15 protein-coding genes are annotated in these 14378 nt (G+C 57.7%); 4 read left to right on the top strand and 11 right to left on the bottom strand.

Translation table 11 applies throughout. The features are described from left to right. Positions 1-3 precede the first annotated feature (3 nt). Positions 4-645: an MFS transporter gene (locus tag WYS_RS14835; RefSeq protein WP_049796312.1), complete on the bottom strand. Its 642-nt coding sequence runs from the start codon at positions 643-645 to the stop codon at positions 4-6. Positions 646-929: 284 nt separating this feature from the next. On the opposite strand from WYS_RS14835, the gene WYS_RS08710 reads away from it, so the two are divergent. Continuing rightward, positions 930-1262: a DMT family transporter gene (locus WYS_RS08710; protein WP_081579921.1), complete on the top strand. Its 333-nt coding sequence runs from the start codon at positions 930-932 to the stop codon at positions 1260-1262. A gap of 17 nt (positions 1263-1279) precedes the next feature. After that, complete coding sequence (locus tag WYS_RS08705; RefSeq protein WP_236993860.1) at positions 1280-1639, top strand: DMT family transporter; 360 nt, start codon at positions 1280-1282, stop codon at positions 1637-1639. A gap of 12 nt (positions 1640-1651) precedes the next feature. Here the strand turns inward: WYS_RS08705 and WYS_RS08700 are convergent, their stop codons facing one another. Further along, a complete protein-coding gene (locus tag WYS_RS08700; RefSeq protein WP_019177780.1) occupies positions 1652-1912 on the bottom strand; it encodes a hypothetical protein in 261 nt (86 codons plus the stop codon). A 250-nt stretch (positions 1913-2162) separates the two neighbouring features. Between WYS_RS08700 and WYS_RS14830 the strand changes: the two genes are divergently transcribed. Beyond that, positions 2163-2465 (top strand): DUF3850 domain-containing protein, encoded by a 303-nt coding sequence (locus tag WYS_RS14830; protein WP_019177779.1) that lies wholly within the window; start codon positions 2163-2165, stop codon positions 2463-2465. On the opposite strand, the gene WYS_RS15685 is transcribed toward WYS_RS14830, so the two are convergent. The 3 genes from WYS_RS15685 to WYS_RS08680 form a co-directional block, all read right to left on the bottom strand. Then, entirely contained in the window at positions 2417-2791 is a 375-nt protein-coding gene (locus WYS_RS15685) for a hypothetical protein (protein WP_019177778.1), read from the bottom strand. The genes WYS_RS14830 and WYS_RS15685 overlap by 49 nt on opposite strands. Further along, positions 2751-3845 (bottom strand): hypothetical protein, encoded by a 1095-nt coding sequence (locus WYS_RS14825; RefSeq protein WP_019177777.1) that lies wholly within the window; start codon positions 3843-3845, stop codon positions 2751-2753. The genes WYS_RS15685 and WYS_RS14825 overlap by 41 nt, the downstream gene beginning before the upstream one ends. Before the next feature lie 394 nt (positions 3846-4239). Further along, positions 4240-5232 carry a TerC family protein gene (locus WYS_RS08680; protein ID WP_019177776.1) on the bottom strand — a complete coding sequence of 331 codons (993 nt, stop codon included), beginning with the start codon at positions 5230-5232 and terminating at the stop codon, positions 4240-4242. Positions 5233-5330: 98 nt separating this feature from the next. Between WYS_RS08680 and WYS_RS08675 the strand changes: the two genes are divergently transcribed. After that, positions 5331-5981: a helix-turn-helix domain-containing protein gene (locus WYS_RS08675; protein ID WP_162137725.1), complete on the top strand. Its 651-nt coding sequence runs from the start codon at positions 5331-5333 to the stop codon at positions 5979-5981. A gap of 37 nt (positions 5982-6018) precedes the next feature. Here WYS_RS08675 and WYS_RS08670 read toward each other — a convergent pair whose 3' ends face one another. From WYS_RS08670 to WYS_RS08645, 6 genes are all read right to left on the bottom strand, one after another. Beyond that, the gene (locus WYS_RS08670) at positions 6019-7701 is read right to left on the bottom strand and encodes an MBL fold metallo-hydrolase (protein ID WP_019177774.1); all 1683 of its coding nucleotides are present in this window, start codon (positions 7699-7701) and stop codon (positions 6019-6021) included. Positions 7702-7703: 2 nt separating this feature from the next. After that, a complete protein-coding gene (locus WYS_RS08665; protein ID WP_019177773.1) occupies positions 7704-8033 on the bottom strand; it encodes an STAS domain-containing protein in 330 nt (109 codons plus the stop codon). Between the two features lie 5 nt (positions 8034-8038). After that, positions 8039-8479, bottom strand: a complete 441-nt coding sequence (locus WYS_RS14820; RefSeq protein WP_019177772.1) for an ATP-binding protein — start codon at positions 8477-8479, stop codon at positions 8039-8041. Further along, entirely contained in the window at positions 8476-9846 is a 1371-nt protein-coding gene (locus WYS_RS08655) for a PP2C family protein-serine/threonine phosphatase (RefSeq protein ID WP_019177771.1), read from the bottom strand. The genes WYS_RS14820 and WYS_RS08655 overlap by 4 nt, the downstream gene beginning before the upstream one ends. A gap of 633 nt (positions 9847-10479) precedes the next feature. After that, complete coding sequence (locus WYS_RS08650; protein WP_019177770.1) at positions 10480-13605, bottom strand: hypothetical protein; 3126 nt, start codon at positions 13603-13605, stop codon at positions 10480-10482. Between the two features lie 135 nt (positions 13606-13740). Next, complete coding sequence (locus WYS_RS08645; protein ID WP_081579918.1) at positions 13741-14361, bottom strand: HNH endonuclease; 621 nt, start codon at positions 14359-14361, stop codon at positions 13741-13743. Positions 14362-14378 lie beyond the last annotated feature (17 nt).

Below are 14378 nucleotides of genomic sequence, written 5' to 3'. Positions count from 1 at the left end.
CCGTCAGGTAGCTGAGCGCAATGACCTTCCCGACCGCGCCCGCGCCCCCTCCTTCTCCTGAGCTTCCGCCCGGTCCTCGCGCGCCGGCTCCTTGAGGGTGAGCACCACCCCGACCAGGATGACAGCCCCGATGAGGTAAATGAGGAACGGCTCCCTCCACCCGAAAGTGGCCAGGCCGCCCCCTGATGTTTCCAGCACCAGCACGCCGAGGCCGATGGCCGCGGACTGGTAGCTTATCACCCTGGTCCTGGACACCCCCGTGTAGTACGCGGCGACGAGGGCGGTGGAGGCGGCGCTCATTCCCGCGATCCCCATCCCCAGGACGAACCGGCCGGCGAGGATGGACTGGACGGTCCCCAGGTAGTATCCTGAAGAGCCCGCGACGGTGAATATTGCGAGGGACAGAATGAGCACCTTCACCTTGCCGTACTTGTCGGCAAGGTGCCCGATGGCGAATCCGGTGAGCGCAATGGCGAGCGAGGGAAGGGTGATGATGAGCGAGATGTCCGTATCCGATGCCCTCGGGAACGCCTCGCTGATTAGTGGAAGAGCGGGCGCGACGGCCGCGCCCCCCATCAGCGTGAGCATGGATGCCGCGAGGATTAACAACAGCGATGCCCTCGTCGGCCTGAACCCACTGCTCATGTCGCCCGGAATGCAATCTGATACATATAATTTGTGAATAGATAATAAAAATTGTCGCTTTTTCACTTGAGCATAAAATAATCTTTATTCTGTTTTTCAGTCCCCCAACGTGGCGCAGTGAGCGCTCCGATCCGCAAAAGAAAGTTTGAGCGTTTGTGGCACACCCATAATGAAAAACAAAAGCTCCCGCATTACGAAGGCATCTTGAATGCTCCTGACGTTCTGGTTCAGCTAATGCTTGGCCAATAGATTTTTAACACGTTACTGGATAGCACCCAGACCATATGCTTTCTATTGCCTGGGTCCTCATTCTCGTGGCGGGGTTGATGGAGCCCATATGGGTCATCGGGATGAAGAAGTCCCATGGGTTCAGGAATCTCGGGTGGACCGTGGTCACGGTGATCTTCCTTTCACTCAGCACGTACCTGCTGGCCCTGGGCATCGACATGGACCTGCCGGTCGGCACGGCGTACGCGGTGTGGACCGGCATCGGGGCGGTGGGAGCGCTGGTCGGGGGAATAGTGCTGTTCAAGGAGAAGGCGTCCCCCGTCAGGATACTGTTCATATGCCTGATCATCGCCGGCATCGTGGGCGTGCAGATGACCGCGGGGGCCTGAGAATGGGGGGTGACTACTTGAACAAGAACGGCGCCTCCGCCGGAAAGGGCTGGGCCCTCCTGACGGTGGCCGGCACCATGGAGCCCCTGTGGGTGGTGGCGATGAAGCTGTCGGAAGGCTTCACTGACCTCTTCTGGGCCGTCGTGACCGTCATCTTCCTGGCGCTGAGCATGTACCTGCTGGCGCTGGCGATGAAGTGCAAGATCCCGGTCGGCACCGCCTACTCCATATGGGTCGGCATCGGCGCCATCGGCTCCCTGATCGCCGGCATCATACTGTTCGACGAGCCCTCCGACCTGCTGCGCATGGGCTTCGTGCTACTGATAGTGGTCGGTATCGTGGGGCTGCAGCTCACCGGCGGGGAGGAGGGGTGCTGAGCGCCCCCGGCCTCACCGCAGGCTTAATGTCACGGTCTTTTTCTTCTTTCCCTTGGCGGCCTTCCTGATGGTGACGGTGCCGTCCTCGTTGGCGGCGTAGCTGACGACGTCGCCGACCTTGAGCTTCATGTGGGCAATCACCTTCTCGTTCAACGCGACCATGTTCCGCTTCTCCACGCTCCGGACCTTGGAACTGCCTAGTCGGGACGTTGTGCTCTTGGTCGATTTCTTGATTACCGGCGCTTTTGCCTTTGGTTTCTTCGCTTCTACCATAGGAATTCTCTCATTAAACGTTCCAGGAGGATTTAATGATGGGCCGATCGGTTAAGTAGGTTCAGACTAAGTAGGAATTCTATCAAGCAGTATTGCTTCTAATGAAGAATGTTGAAAAGAATCCCCTCATTGTTTGATACCCAGGCTTATAGATTGATTAAAATGCAAGCGGCCCTCATAAATCATAGTTAGGCTGGGTGTGTAGAGTCAGATTTTATAGGTCTGATGGGCATCCCCACGAAGGCAGAAGATGACAAAGGTCCACGAACTGAAAGTGCTACCAGAGTACTTCCTGGCTGTCTCCGAAAGGAAAAAAACATTCGAGCTTCGTAGGGATGACAGAGGATATGAGATTGGAGACAAGCTATGGCTTCGCGAGTGGGACGGCGTAGCCTATTCCGGCAGGTCCATAGTCTGTAATGTTACGTATATTCTAAGGCGATTTCAAGGCCTTGACGAGGACTATGCGATTCTTGGCATCACCCTTGACGAGGAGGATTATCATCAGCCACTCAGGTATGCAAAGGATTGCGGGGCCCATGACAGCCCATAGTCCGAAAGCTCTTTTGGCTCTTCGAATCTAACTGCCTGCCCAATCCTAAATGCTATTGCTCTATCTCTTCCAGAGTAATAGCTGTCAAAAAATTCCCTGTCTATGCCAGCAGTGTCGCATGTCATTTCCCAAATTTCATCGGGGGTGCTCTCGAGCACATCAAATACGACTGCTTCGCCCACGACCTTCATAACCGGGCTCGTGCAATAGATAACGATTGTAGTGATTTCTTTTTTGCATCTTACCTTCCTGAATTCATATGTTTTCGTCCCATCAAGTATCTTCTCAACATGCTCTGGATTTATTGATATCAATATCTTGCTCACCTTTACCGCCCATCCTAAGTACTCTCAACACATCGTCTCTTGTTAGCACGACTTCATAAGGATGCCTATTGAAGAGTCCGCCTGTCTCTAGAGTGTCGTAGTTGACATTCTTGCCAGCACCGAAATAGCCATTATATGCCATCTCAATGATGATTATGTTCTTGTGATAACTGTTTTTATAAATGTTTTTCAGCTCATCCGGGCTGTAGACGCTTTTGTTTCCAACGATACTCATGTAGTCACTCATGGTCTTGACATGCCTATCGTTTTGCTTTACTGGCGTCTGCTTCATAATGGTGCAAAATGAAGTTACTGCAGATTTATATCTCCTTACTCCATCTCCAGTGTGCCTGCGATAGATCAATGCAACATCACCTGGACGGTAGTCGATATAGCTGAATGGTGTGGCAATAAATACTTTACTAATGCCGTTGGAAGCGGCTGTAGCGTCGTCATCACTACGCCTTACGCCCTTTAATTCAGAGTATTGAAATAGCCTGTCGTGAAAATCATCATTGATGGGGATGTACTTGCCACGCTTAAAATCTGGATTAATGTATGGGAAGGAACGTTTTGCATCTGCATATTGCAATTTGCGTTTGTCTTTGACATAGACATTTTCACCAGTCGCTCTCTTCTTCCCTGCATAAACAAAACCAAATGACTCGAGGATAGCAATCAGCCTGTCATGTTTCTTAAAAGCCGTAATATAAATCTCGTTTAGATTGGATTGTTGCCATTTCCACAGTGCGATACCTATTGCACCCTCCCCTATGCGTTGTCCTCGTGAGTCTTCTGATATTTTGAGAGTCCCGATTTTAATCCTTGGGGCTTTTGGGAGCGCATCTGGAACCTCCTCATCATCCACGTCCTTAATGTAAAGAAACGCTTGTATGCCACCATCCAGATACACATATGCCTGTTCATTTGATTCGGACTTCTTTTCAAACCAATTGTTAAAGTCAGGATGATAGTCCGCTCTCAGACTGTCAAAAAAAGGATCGTTGATGTCGCATTCATTGAACGGACGGAGTTTGAAGATAGACACCAGCATTCCTCTGATTGATTTCGACATTGTTATATTAAAATATAATAATTATCCTGGCCTCGCCGTCAAAGTCTTGCGACAAGCTCTCACACACTTATTGATCTCACTTCGCCTCTGCTGCTCTCTTCTTCTCTTCCCGTGTCTCCTCCTCCCACAGGGAGACGTACGCCGTGGCGACTATGTCGTGGAAGCGACGATAGCGAGCACGTACGGGCACAGGAAATTGCTGTAGCTAGCCTGCTCCGAGAACACTAATTTATGCTGAAGCCTTCCTGATGATGAGACCGGTCACATTTTTGCATCTTATCACTCTAAATTCATATCCTTTGGCCCCCATTGAAGAGCTTCTCGAGGTGCTCCGCGTTGATGGACAGCAGCACTCTGGCCATCGTTGCCCTCATCACTCCTTGCGCTTCAGGGCGGGGCAGGTATCCTCCTCGATCTCTTCCACCACCGGGCAGGTGCCGGTCTTCCTGGTCTTCAGCCAGGACGCGATGATCGCCACGCCTAGTATCAGGACGATGATGAGCAGCGAGATCTCCACCGGAACGTGGTAGAACTCGGCGATCAGCATCTTGACGCCGACGAAGCTGAGGATGCCGGCCAGCCCGTACTTCAGGTAGCAGAAGGCGTTCATGATGTGTGACAGAGCGAAGTACATCGACCTCAGGCCGAGGATGGCGAACGCATTGGAGCTGAACACTATGAAGGTGTTCGTGGTGATGCCCAGGATCGCCGGGATGGAATCGACGGCGAACATGATATCGGTCGTCTCCACCACCAGCAAGGCTACGAACATGGGGGTGGCCCAGAGGGCAAGGTTCCCCGCCTCGTCCCTCTTCCGCACGAAGAACTTGTCGCCCTCGTAGCCAGAGGTTACAGGCATGATCTTCCGGAACGCCCGCACCATGAAGTTCTTGTCCGGTTCGACCTCCTTCTCCTTCTTGACCACCATCCTTATGCCGGTGAAGATCAGGAAGGCCCCGAAGATGTACAGGACCCAGTCGAACGCTTCCACCAGGGTGACGCCGGCGAGGATGAACGCGAACCGGAACACCAAAGCGCCTATGATGCCGTAGAACAGCACCTTGTGCTGGTCCTTCTCCGGTACGCAGAACGATGCGAACACCAGGACGAACACGAAGAGATTGTCGACGCTCAGCATGAGCTCCATGATGTAGCCGGTGGTGAACTCCAATCCAGTCTGGGGACCCATGAACCAGTATATGCCGAGGTTGAACACCACCGCGGCGGAGATGAACACGACCACCTGGATCATGGCCTCTTTAGGCTTGATCACGTGAGCCTTGCGGTTGAAGACTCCCAAGTCCAGCGCCAGGAGCGCTACTATGGTGATGATGAATACGATCCATGCCGTGCTCGTAACTTCCATGAGTCCAGTTCTCCGACCCTTCTGTCAAGGTGATGGATATATTCAAGAAAAGCCCCATTCATGTACGACAGTACATATACTGTACATCGAGGGTCTTCATGAGAAAAATGATCGTCCAGCTCAGGCCTGGTCCCGAGCTTCAGGAGCTGATGGAGGATTTTTACGGCAGCATCGAGAGCATGGCGGTGCTGGAGTTCCTGGGCATCAGCCACCGCATGGAGCTTCGCCTCGCCCTGATGGAGCTGCGCCTCCGGCCGGGGACCCGCATCGAGGACGTGAGCTTCCCTGACAAGCTGGAGATCGCCGAGGTCCTCAGGAGTGACGGGAACACCTACCTAGTGCTGGGGGACTTCAGGGTCGGGAGCGAGGACATAATGCCGACACTGTCCCTAAGCCAGGACCTGGTGTGGACCACCCCTCTGACGCGGTCGAGGGAGCGGATCGTCTTCGGGTGCATAGGGAACGGGAAGGACCTGAAGGCGGTGCTCGACCGGGTCAAGGACATCGGGACAATAGAGGACGTTAATTTTGTAGTTCCCCACTTCAAGGACGAGAGCCTGCTGTCCGCGCTGCCCAAGCGGCAGAGGGAGGTGCTGTGCGAGGCGTACCGCAGCGGCTATTATGAGTATCCGCGGAAGATAAACGCCAACGAGCTGGCCGCGAAGATGGGGCTGACCAAGGCCACGGTGGTGGAGCACCTAAGGCGAGGGGAGCGCCGCCTTCTGGCGGAGATACTAGCGGGACGGTAACGGTCCGTCGGTCCGCGCGGCGGGCCCCCCGCCATGCCTAAGATCCCGCCCTCTCGAACTCGATGACGAAGGAAGCGGGCTCGTCCTCCTCCCACATCTTCGCTCCGGCGAGCTCGAAGCGCCGGCGATGGGCCCTCCGCTTCTCCGTGCTCAGCATGCTCACGTCTCTCTCGCTGGAGACCAACAGTACGGGCTTGTCCCCGTCTCGGACCTCCAGCGATATGGTCCTCGCCTCCACTCCCACGTACTCCTCGAGGAGGCTGCACAGGGCGTCGATGAACCGCCCCTCGTCGGCGAGGACGTTCGCGTCTCCTCTCCCCACGGCGAAGCTGACGTCATCGTAGATTGGTAGATGAGCTATCCTCTTCGCCAGCGCTGCCAGGTAGGCCCGGTCGTCGCCCACCGCGTTCAGTATCTCGTCCTCTGGGGGCGGGGGAGAGGCCAATGCTTCCACGGTCCTCTCCACCAGGTCGTCCAGGCTGGAGCGGACGGGGTCAGTCTGGAACTCCACCCCCTTGATGGCGTTGGTGAAGTCGACCAGGAGCCGGGAGGTTTTCCGCAGCAGGGACGCTTCCATGAGCTCCTCCAAATGGGTGCCGGTGAACAGGCGCTCGATGGACTGGATGGTCTGGACGGCCTTCAGGACGACCTGGAGCTGGACCTTGCGGCCCTCCTTGAACTCCTCCACGAAGCTGTGGAATGAGGCCAGCAGCTCGTCGATCTTGTCGGCCTGGATGGCCTCCATGCACCGGCGGGCCTCCTCGGACTCCTCCAGCTCCTCCAGGTAGTACGACAGGTAGTATAGCCGCCCCGCCAGGACGGTGAACGCCTCGTTCGCCTCCATCAGTATGTCCAGCGCGTAGTCGGAGGTGAAGCGGACCCTGTCCAGGTCGTAGGTGTGGATGGAGCCGAGCTCGCCCGCCCTCTTCAGCATGCTCTCTAGTATAGCCTGAGCGGTCTTCTTGTCCACCGGGCGGCCGTGGCCAGGGCAGCACAGCTCGATGTCCCTGGCCCTCAGCAGCCACAGCGCGTTCCTCACCGAGGTCACCAGGGCGTCGCGGTCCCAGCCAACCTGGCCGGCCACTCCCGGCTCAGCGGCGAACAGAAGGTCGCCGGACAACAGGTATTTCCCGACCAGGTAGCAGACGCTGTCGGGGCTGTGGCCGGGGGTGTGGAACACCTCCATCTCCCCGCCGTCCAGCGGGACGACCTGTCGGTTCACGGTCATGCCCTCCTCGGTCGGCAGCACGTCCATCCTGGTCCCAAGGGACAGCTCCCCGGTGAGGCTGCTTTTTGATAGCAGCGAGGAGTAGCGGACCTCCAGGAACGACGGCGGGAAGGTCCAGCCCATGATGCGGGCCTGGGTGAGATCGGCGTCCAGCTCCCTCAGGGCCTCCGCCCCGGCCTGCTGGACCACCAGATCTATGGGGCCGATGGTGCCGTCGCGGTAGGCCGATGCGATCTGGAAGCAGTGGTCCACGTGGCAATGGGTGAGGTAGAACGTGATGCTCCGGCCGTTGCCGGCCTCCTCGCGCACCATGTCCAGGATGCGGGCCATCTGCTCGGCGTCGGCGCCCGGGTCGATGACCACCAGCTCGGACGGCGTCCTGATGAGGTAGGAGTTGCAGGACACGATGTCCGGCTTCCGGATGAACGGGAACATCTCCGCTCCGGGGAGCCCCGGTATGGGCTGCCACTTGCCGTTCTCCAGCGAAGGCATGGTCAGACCGCCAGCGCTTCCTGCTCCGTCCCGAAGATGCTGAATATGGTGGTGAACCCGGCCAGCTTGAATATCTTCAGCACGCCGGGGGAGAGGCAGCACAGCTTGAGGGAGCCGCCGCTCTTGCGGAGCTCCTTCAGGGTCGCCAGGAACACCCTCAGGCCCCCGCTGCTGATGTAGTCGGTGTCCTTCAGGCTCACCAGTATGCTGCGGTCGCCCCCGTCGATAGCCTTCTTGAGGCAGTCCTCCAGGGTCTTGGCCGAGTAGGCGTCGATCCGCCCCGCGGTGCGGATTATCTTGGTCCCGTTGCTCAAGCTCTCTGTGATCTCCATTGCGCTCAGCTCTCCTCTCCCTTGCTCTTCGGATCGTTACTATCGGTGCCCACCACCAGGGTGAGCACGTTCCTCCCTTCCTCGCGCCGGTAGCGGACCTCGTCCACCAGATTCATCATGAGGTGCACCCCCAGGCCTCCTACTGCCCGCTCCTCGGCTTCGATGTCCAGGTCCGGCGGGGGCACGCTGCGGGGGTCGAACGGTTTTCCCCCATCGCAGAAGGTGAGGAGGACGCCGTTCGGTCCTGCTTCCATCTCTATCTCGACCTCGCCCCCATCCTCGTAGGCGTGCTTGGCGATATTGGTGAACGCTTCCTCCGCCGCCACCAGCAGGTCCGACCTCCGCTCCGTATCCTCCAAATGTTCCGCCCCTGACCCGACGAACTCCAGGATCTCGTCCAGGCGGCCGAGCTCGGCCTCGAAGCGCTTCCGCTCACGAACGCTCACGATCTCGCCCCCACCTTCAGGACCATGAGGGTGATGTCGTCGAACTGGACCTCGCCCTTGGTGAACTCCAGGACGTCCTTCTTGATCCCTTCCACGATCTCCATGGCCGACGACCCCGCCAGCCGGTTCAGGGTCGTCCGGAGCCGCTCCTCCCCGTACAGCTCCCCGCCGAGGCCGTTGGCCTCGGTGACCCCGTCGGTGTAGAACAGTATGATGTCCCCTGCGTTCAGGACCAGGTCCTTCTCTTCCGGCGTGGTGTCGTCCGTCGCCCCTAGGGCGATGCCCTTCCCTCCCAGCTCGGCAATGGCCCCGCCGCGGAGGAGCATGGGCGGGTTGTGGCCGGCGTTGGCGTAGGTCAGCTTCCCCGTGGCCGGGTCCAGGATGGCGTAGAACAGGGTCACGAACATTCCTGAATCGGAGGTCTCGTAGATCAGGCGGTTGGCCTCAGCCACCGCCTGGGCGGGGCTGGACGCCTTGACGGAGGTCGCCCTCAGGACCGTGCGGGACAGCACCATGTAAATCGCGCCGGGAACTCCCTTGCCGGAGACGTCGGCGATGACCAGGCCGGACCGCCCGTCCCCCAGGTCTATGAAGTCGTAGAAGTCCCCGCCCACCTCCTTGGCGGGGACGTTGAGGGCGTAGGTGTCGAACCCCCTGACGGCCGGTCCGTTCTTGGGCAGGAAGTCCTGCTGGATGCTCTTGGCCACCTCCATCTCGAACTTCTCCTTCTCCAGGGTGTCGTGGAAGCGGTCGCGCTCCTCCTTGGTGGCCTTCTCCCGTATGAGGTTGTTGATGATGTAGGCAAATATCAGCATGCCCAGGCTGTTGATGATGATCATGGCCGGGCCGACCTGCTGGACCACCTCCACGGCGTAGGGGTACGGCGTTACTATGAGCAGGGTCAGACCCATGTGGAACGACTCCTGCAGAACGGCGAAGGAGACGGCTACCAGTATGCCGGGGAACTTCTTGCCCGCCAGGTACCATATGATGCTCCCGAAGAGGCCGGCGAACATGGTGGCCAGGGAGCAGGAGAGGGTGGTGTCCCCGCCCACGAAGAGCAGCCTGTGGAATCCTCCGATCAGCCCGGCCCCGATGCCCGCCACCGGGCCGCCCACCAGCCCGGCGATCATGGGGCCGAGGTCGCGGACGTTGACCTTGGCGCCCATTACATCAGTTCCGGCATAGGTGCCGAAGATGGAGAGGAGGCCGAACGTCACCATGAGGAAGAGCAGATTCTTCCAGCGGCGCTTGCCGTCCAGGACGTCATTGAACATCTTGGTGCGGGTGACCACGTACGCGATGACGATGATTACGCACATTATCTCGGCAAGTGAGATCAGCAGCTCGACGGTCAGATTGTCCATGTGGTCCGCACCGATTGTTGTTCTTGTTCCTGCGGCCGACCTTTCGGATCGATGATGGGCCCCAGGCTCGGACATCGATAGTATCGGAGAAGATAAATTTGCCTATAGTAGAGCACCTCAGGGGGGGGGGCCAACGCCCCTCGTGAAGCGGCAAAAAAATCTCTAAAATTACCAAGGAATCAATCGCGGACCTTGGGATGAGCCTGGTGATGAGGTCATGGCATCAAATCGTCCGATGTGATGATCGGCAAGGATGAGGGGGCGCCCCCCCCCTTTTCTTGACCTTTGCATGAAGGGAATAAGGGTCTGTTGATTCCCCTGCTTGCTATTACTTTTTAACCCTGTGAGGGGAGGATATATCGACCCCCCCCCCCCACCCCTAGAATATGTCCCTACACAAACCTCCCCTGGGGTAGTGGGGTGGGTGGCCAATATTTACTAATATAAAATCATATCAGATACAAATCCCTTAATATGCGCATTGTCAACCTTGTTTGCTGAGGACTCGGCCGACGCTTTCCCCCTCTGAAATTTGCATATTGAGATAGTGCATATAAGGATTTTATTAGCGCCCTTCCTAGCTTAGCTTGCTGAGAGTACACTTTTATCTTTCTCTCAGATACTGATTTCACTTCACCCTAACGCTCTATTCTCCTCTTCCCGCGCCCCCCACCGCGCATAGGCGTACGCCGCTGCCACCACTCCGGTCGAAGCGATGATGGCCAGCACGTACAGCTGCAGGAACGCGTCGTAGCCGGCCTGCTTCGAGAACAGCAATGTAAGCTGCAGATCCCCAGACCCGTTAACAATGAACGCGTTGGCCAGGTAGTCCGATCGGAACCACGTGGCATCGGCACCATCTATCGTCCAGAACTCGCTCGTTCCTTCGGAGAACTTGAGGATGAACGGCCCCGATGCGTTCGTGACCGACACGCGCCACTCCGTCGACGAAACTTGTTCATAACTTATGGTCGGCGCGATCATGGCAGACTCATACTCCGGCAGCAACGTGAGACCGTACGTTCCGTCGCCGAACACTCGTAGATCATGAGTTCCGGCGGCGACGGTGCCTAGCTCGTAGTGATATGCGCCTGATGAGTTCCACGAGCCAGAACTGGAAACACCGTTGAACTCTATGCTCCTCGCTCCCCAGTCCGGGGCGTACACCGACAGTCGGAGATCGCTGTCGAAGACGGTGCTCACCGGAACGTTGAGGGAGCTGCCGAACGACATCACGCCGTTCCCCTGATCCCAGTTGCCTACCTCGATCGACGGATCGTGCAGGTACAGGTACAGCGGGGTGTAGACGTAACCGATCTTGGAGCGGTACGGTGAAAGGAGCTCCTTCACCTTCGATCCCAATTCCTCCTCAGTATCGCCGGCGAATATGGCCGCGTCGGAGATCGTTACCGCCTTCCCGTCGTCCGAACCGGTGAAGGTGACGGAGTCGATGCGCTCGACGTCGCTAGGCACGTCGACGGTGAACCACTCCCACCCGGTGAACGGAGCGCTCGTGTCAACGTAGCTGACCACCTGCCCGTTGATCCTCACCTCAAGCACGCCCTGGTCCGGGCCGAACAGCGCCCTGAACTTCAGGTTCGATCCGTAGTCAACGTCCTTGTTCGGTTCAACAGTTAAAGAGTTCGTTCCATTGGTGGTGACACCCACCTCTCCCGCGCCGGAATCGACGTACTGCACCCACCTAACCGTATCGTTGCTGCGGTGCTCGTTCACCGCACTAGGGAGATCGAACAGAATATCGTCCATGTACCCGAGCTCGTACCCGAGCTCGAGGAGGTCCCCGTTGCGGAGCACGATCAGCTCACTAGCACCGAGGATGTTCTCGACATTGGAGCCATCGGCCCACTGGAACGAGGCGTACGCATCGTTCGATGGATCAAAGACGCCGGCACCAATCAGCAGGTACATGGTGTCGATGCCTCCGGAACCGACGATCAGACCGCTCTGGGCCTTGAGCGGCGAGGAGAACGAGTCGATCATGATGACCCTGGCCCCGCTGTCGAACTCAGCAACCACGATTCCCCCGTTCATGCTCGCGAAGTACCCCTTCTCCTCGTCCGGAGCGTACCACTGGTCGACCACGTACTTCACTGCCGCCGAGGAACCGAGGAGCTGAAGAGTGGACTGGTAACCGAACTGCCGGACGTCCATGATATCGCGCATGCCTGCCCAATAGTTGGAGCTCGTGACGAAATGGGACATCCCCCTTTCGTTGATGGTCACCGGCAGGTACGCGCCAGGATCTAGAGTAGTCCCTTTCGGATAGCCGTAGCTGGTTGGATTGGGCCGATCGGGGTGGTTGTAGAGGTCGCCGAGCATCGGCAGGGTGTATATCTTGTAGTAGCCGTTCCCGTCCTCGGTCTCGATGTACTCGAACGGCTCCGTGTACTCTGAAGGCATGTGGAACGCCCTGACGGCATTGCCGTCGGCGAGGACGGCGAGCCCGCTGAGCGAGGAGATCAACAGCACCGCCACCAGAATGGACTGAGGCCTTCCCGACACTTTCCAGATCCAGATCTGGAACCGGGGAGCCAGGCCCGCTGCCATCCTGCGGAGCTTCTGCGATACCTCGCCCAGGTTGGCCACCAGGACGGCGATCAGCACGGAGTAGAACACCGCAGTCACCATGGAGAAGCGGGACAGCGCGCGGAACGAGTCGATGAGGGGAATGTTATCATATGCCAGAGTGAACAGGAAGCCCAGGGGCGAGTTCGGCCCCATGGACAGCAGTATGGTGAACGCCGCGGCCACCCACAAGGGGACGGTAAGCTTCCTGCGCTTCTCGACCAGTAGGCTGAGGAGGGCCAGGAAGAACAACGGCAGCGCCAGGAGCTGGGTCGCCCCCATCAGGGCCGCTCCCGGGCGGACCCCGTAAACAGCGTAGGTGTTGGTGAGCTCGGCGCCCCCCAATGTCAGCGCGCCGAGGAGCCAGTTGGAGCCGTTGGCGGCATCCTCGATAGTGTAAGAGGCCCCGTAGGCGCTGGAGCCGCCCAGCACCAGGATGGCGTAGGCGACGGGGAGGACCAGCACAAAGGAGAGGGAGGCGGTGAGAGCGATCTTGTAAATGAACCGTTCCCTCCGACGGGCGAGGAAGCGGAATATCAGGTCTGACGCGGCGTAGGCGATCATCATCACCGCCGCCAGGAAGACCATGTGCGGCGCTGCGAACCCTCCGTACAGCAGCAAGATGGCCGGCAGGGCGATGGTCTTCTTCGATATGCCGTTGATGTAGGCGTCGTAGAAGAGGTAGAAGATGAGGATCAGGAAGGGATAGGCGGTGACGAAGCCCAGGTGGCCTTCTACGATCTGGCCTATGAACGCGCCGTTGCCGATATAGACCAGCGAGCCTAGGAAGGCCGCCCTGTCGGAGGAGGTCATGGCGCGGAGGACGTAGAACGAGAGCATGCCGGCGAGCCAGAATGACACCGTGAACTGGAGCTTGGCGTAGACGACAGCGGGGATCTGTAGCAGGCCGAGCATTATGGCGTTGGAGGCGGCGTAGGCGGGCGACTGGTATGAGAGCATGCCGGCGGAAACGAAGTAGTCCCAGGTTGAGAAGAAGGAATCGCCGGCAGCCTGCATTTTTGGCCACAGCACCGTGGACATGGCATCGGTGCCGGTGATGTACTCGCCGTCGATGAGGTTGCGGAACAGGAATAATGTGAGGGCGAGGAAGAACAGCGACAGGGCCGCGAACTTCAGAGCCCTATTGGTACGTATGCTAGCGAGCCGCGGCATGCCCCCACTATCCCTCCGGAGGGCCTATGCCGCTGAATAGCTATAAATGGTTCGGGGACGATCGGTGGGGCGGTTGAGGGGTTGGGAGGAATGCACTCGCTATCAACCGATTAACCGTGAGGCGGAGGGCTCAAATCACCATTTATCGCGATTCTTCAGGCGGGCCTTCTGCTCTTCCTCGGTCAAGAACCGCTTGGGCGTCGGCATCGGCACACCTGAGGCGTTGAACGCGTACAATGATCTTAGATACTCCAGGTCTTGCATCCAAGGCAATGGTCCTTCGAGGCCAAGATGCTTGACAATCCCCTCGTCGCTGTGCCCCTGGGAACGCATTTCCCTGGTTATCCTGATGATGTCGTTTTGAGAATAATTTGATCGGCTATACAACCTCATGGTATGCATCTTGGTGCACCAAAGCCCGGAATGCATTACCCTGTGGCAGTCTGGACAGATCGTTTCGAGGTTCTCATCTTCGTTGTTCTTTGGATCACCATCGATATGATTGACCTGCTGTCTCTTCTCAGAGCGATAACCACAGTATGCGCAGGTGAAGTCATCTCGCTCCAGGATGCGGAGGCGTATCTTTTTCCAGGCAGCGCTCCCTCGGAATTTTTCATCTTCCTCTGTTCTCCACGAAAGCTCGTACGATGGATAGAGCTGCTTCATGCTGATGGAAAAAATATCTGCATACTTATCATTTCCATGATTGGAATCATGGTTGGTAATACAATAATTCCTATCTGTTCCAACATTCATTGGAGCCTACCCACGTA

Origin of the sequence: Methanomassiliicoccus luminyensis B10, assembly GCF_000308215.1 — an archaeon.
Taxonomy (GTDB): domain Archaea; phylum Thermoplasmatota; class Thermoplasmata; order Methanomassiliicoccales; family Methanomassiliicoccaceae; genus Methanomassiliicoccus; species Methanomassiliicoccus luminyensis.
The sequence above is the reverse complement of the archived record's forward strand: the minus strand, read 5'-3'. Positions and strand labels throughout refer to the sequence as shown.

Bases quoted from the DNA above. Each gene is read 5' to 3' on its own strand.
- WYS_RS14825 (WP_019177777.1), bottom strand. From the start codon at position 3,845: ATGCTGGTGTCTATCTTCAAACTCCGTCCGTTCAATGAATGCGACATC.
- WYS_RS08650 (WP_019177770.1), bottom strand. From the start codon at position 13,605: ATGCCGCGGCTCGCTAGCATACGTACCAATAGGGCTCTGAAGTTCGCG.
- WYS_RS08680 (WP_019177776.1), bottom strand. From the start codon at position 5,232: ATGGAAGTTACGAGCACGGCATGGATCGTATTCATCATCACCATAGTA.
- WYS_RS08645 (WP_081579918.1), bottom strand. From the start codon at position 14,361: ATGAATGTTGGAACAGATAGGAATTATTGTATTACCAACCATGATTCC.
- WYS_RS14830 (WP_019177779.1), top strand. From the start codon at position 2,163: ATGACAAAGGTCCACGAACTGAAAGTGCTACCAGAGTACTTCCTGGCT.
- WYS_RS14835 (WP_049796312.1), bottom strand. From the start codon at position 645: ATGAGCAGTGGGTTCAGGCCGACGAGGGCATCGCTGTTGTTAATCCTC.
- WYS_RS08710 (WP_081579921.1), top strand. From the start codon at position 930: ATGCTTTCTATTGCCTGGGTCCTCATTCTCGTGGCGGGGTTGATGGAG.
- WYS_RS08670 (WP_019177774.1), bottom strand. From the start codon at position 7,701: ATGCCTTCGCTGGAGAACGGCAAGTGGCAGCCCATACCGGGGCTCCCC.
- WYS_RS08665 (WP_019177773.1), bottom strand. From the start codon at position 8,033: ATGGAGATCACAGAGAGCTTGAGCAACGGGACCAAGATAATCCGCACC.
- WYS_RS08700 (WP_019177780.1), bottom strand. From the start codon at position 1,912: ATGGTAGAAGCGAAGAAACCAAAGGCAAAAGCGCCGGTAATCAAGAAA.
- WYS_RS08675 (WP_162137725.1), top strand. From the start codon at position 5,331: ATGAGAAAAATGATCGTCCAGCTCAGGCCTGGTCCCGAGCTTCAGGAG.
- WYS_RS08655 (WP_019177771.1), bottom strand. From the start codon at position 9,846: ATGGACAATCTGACCGTCGAGCTGCTGATCTCACTTGCCGAGATAATG.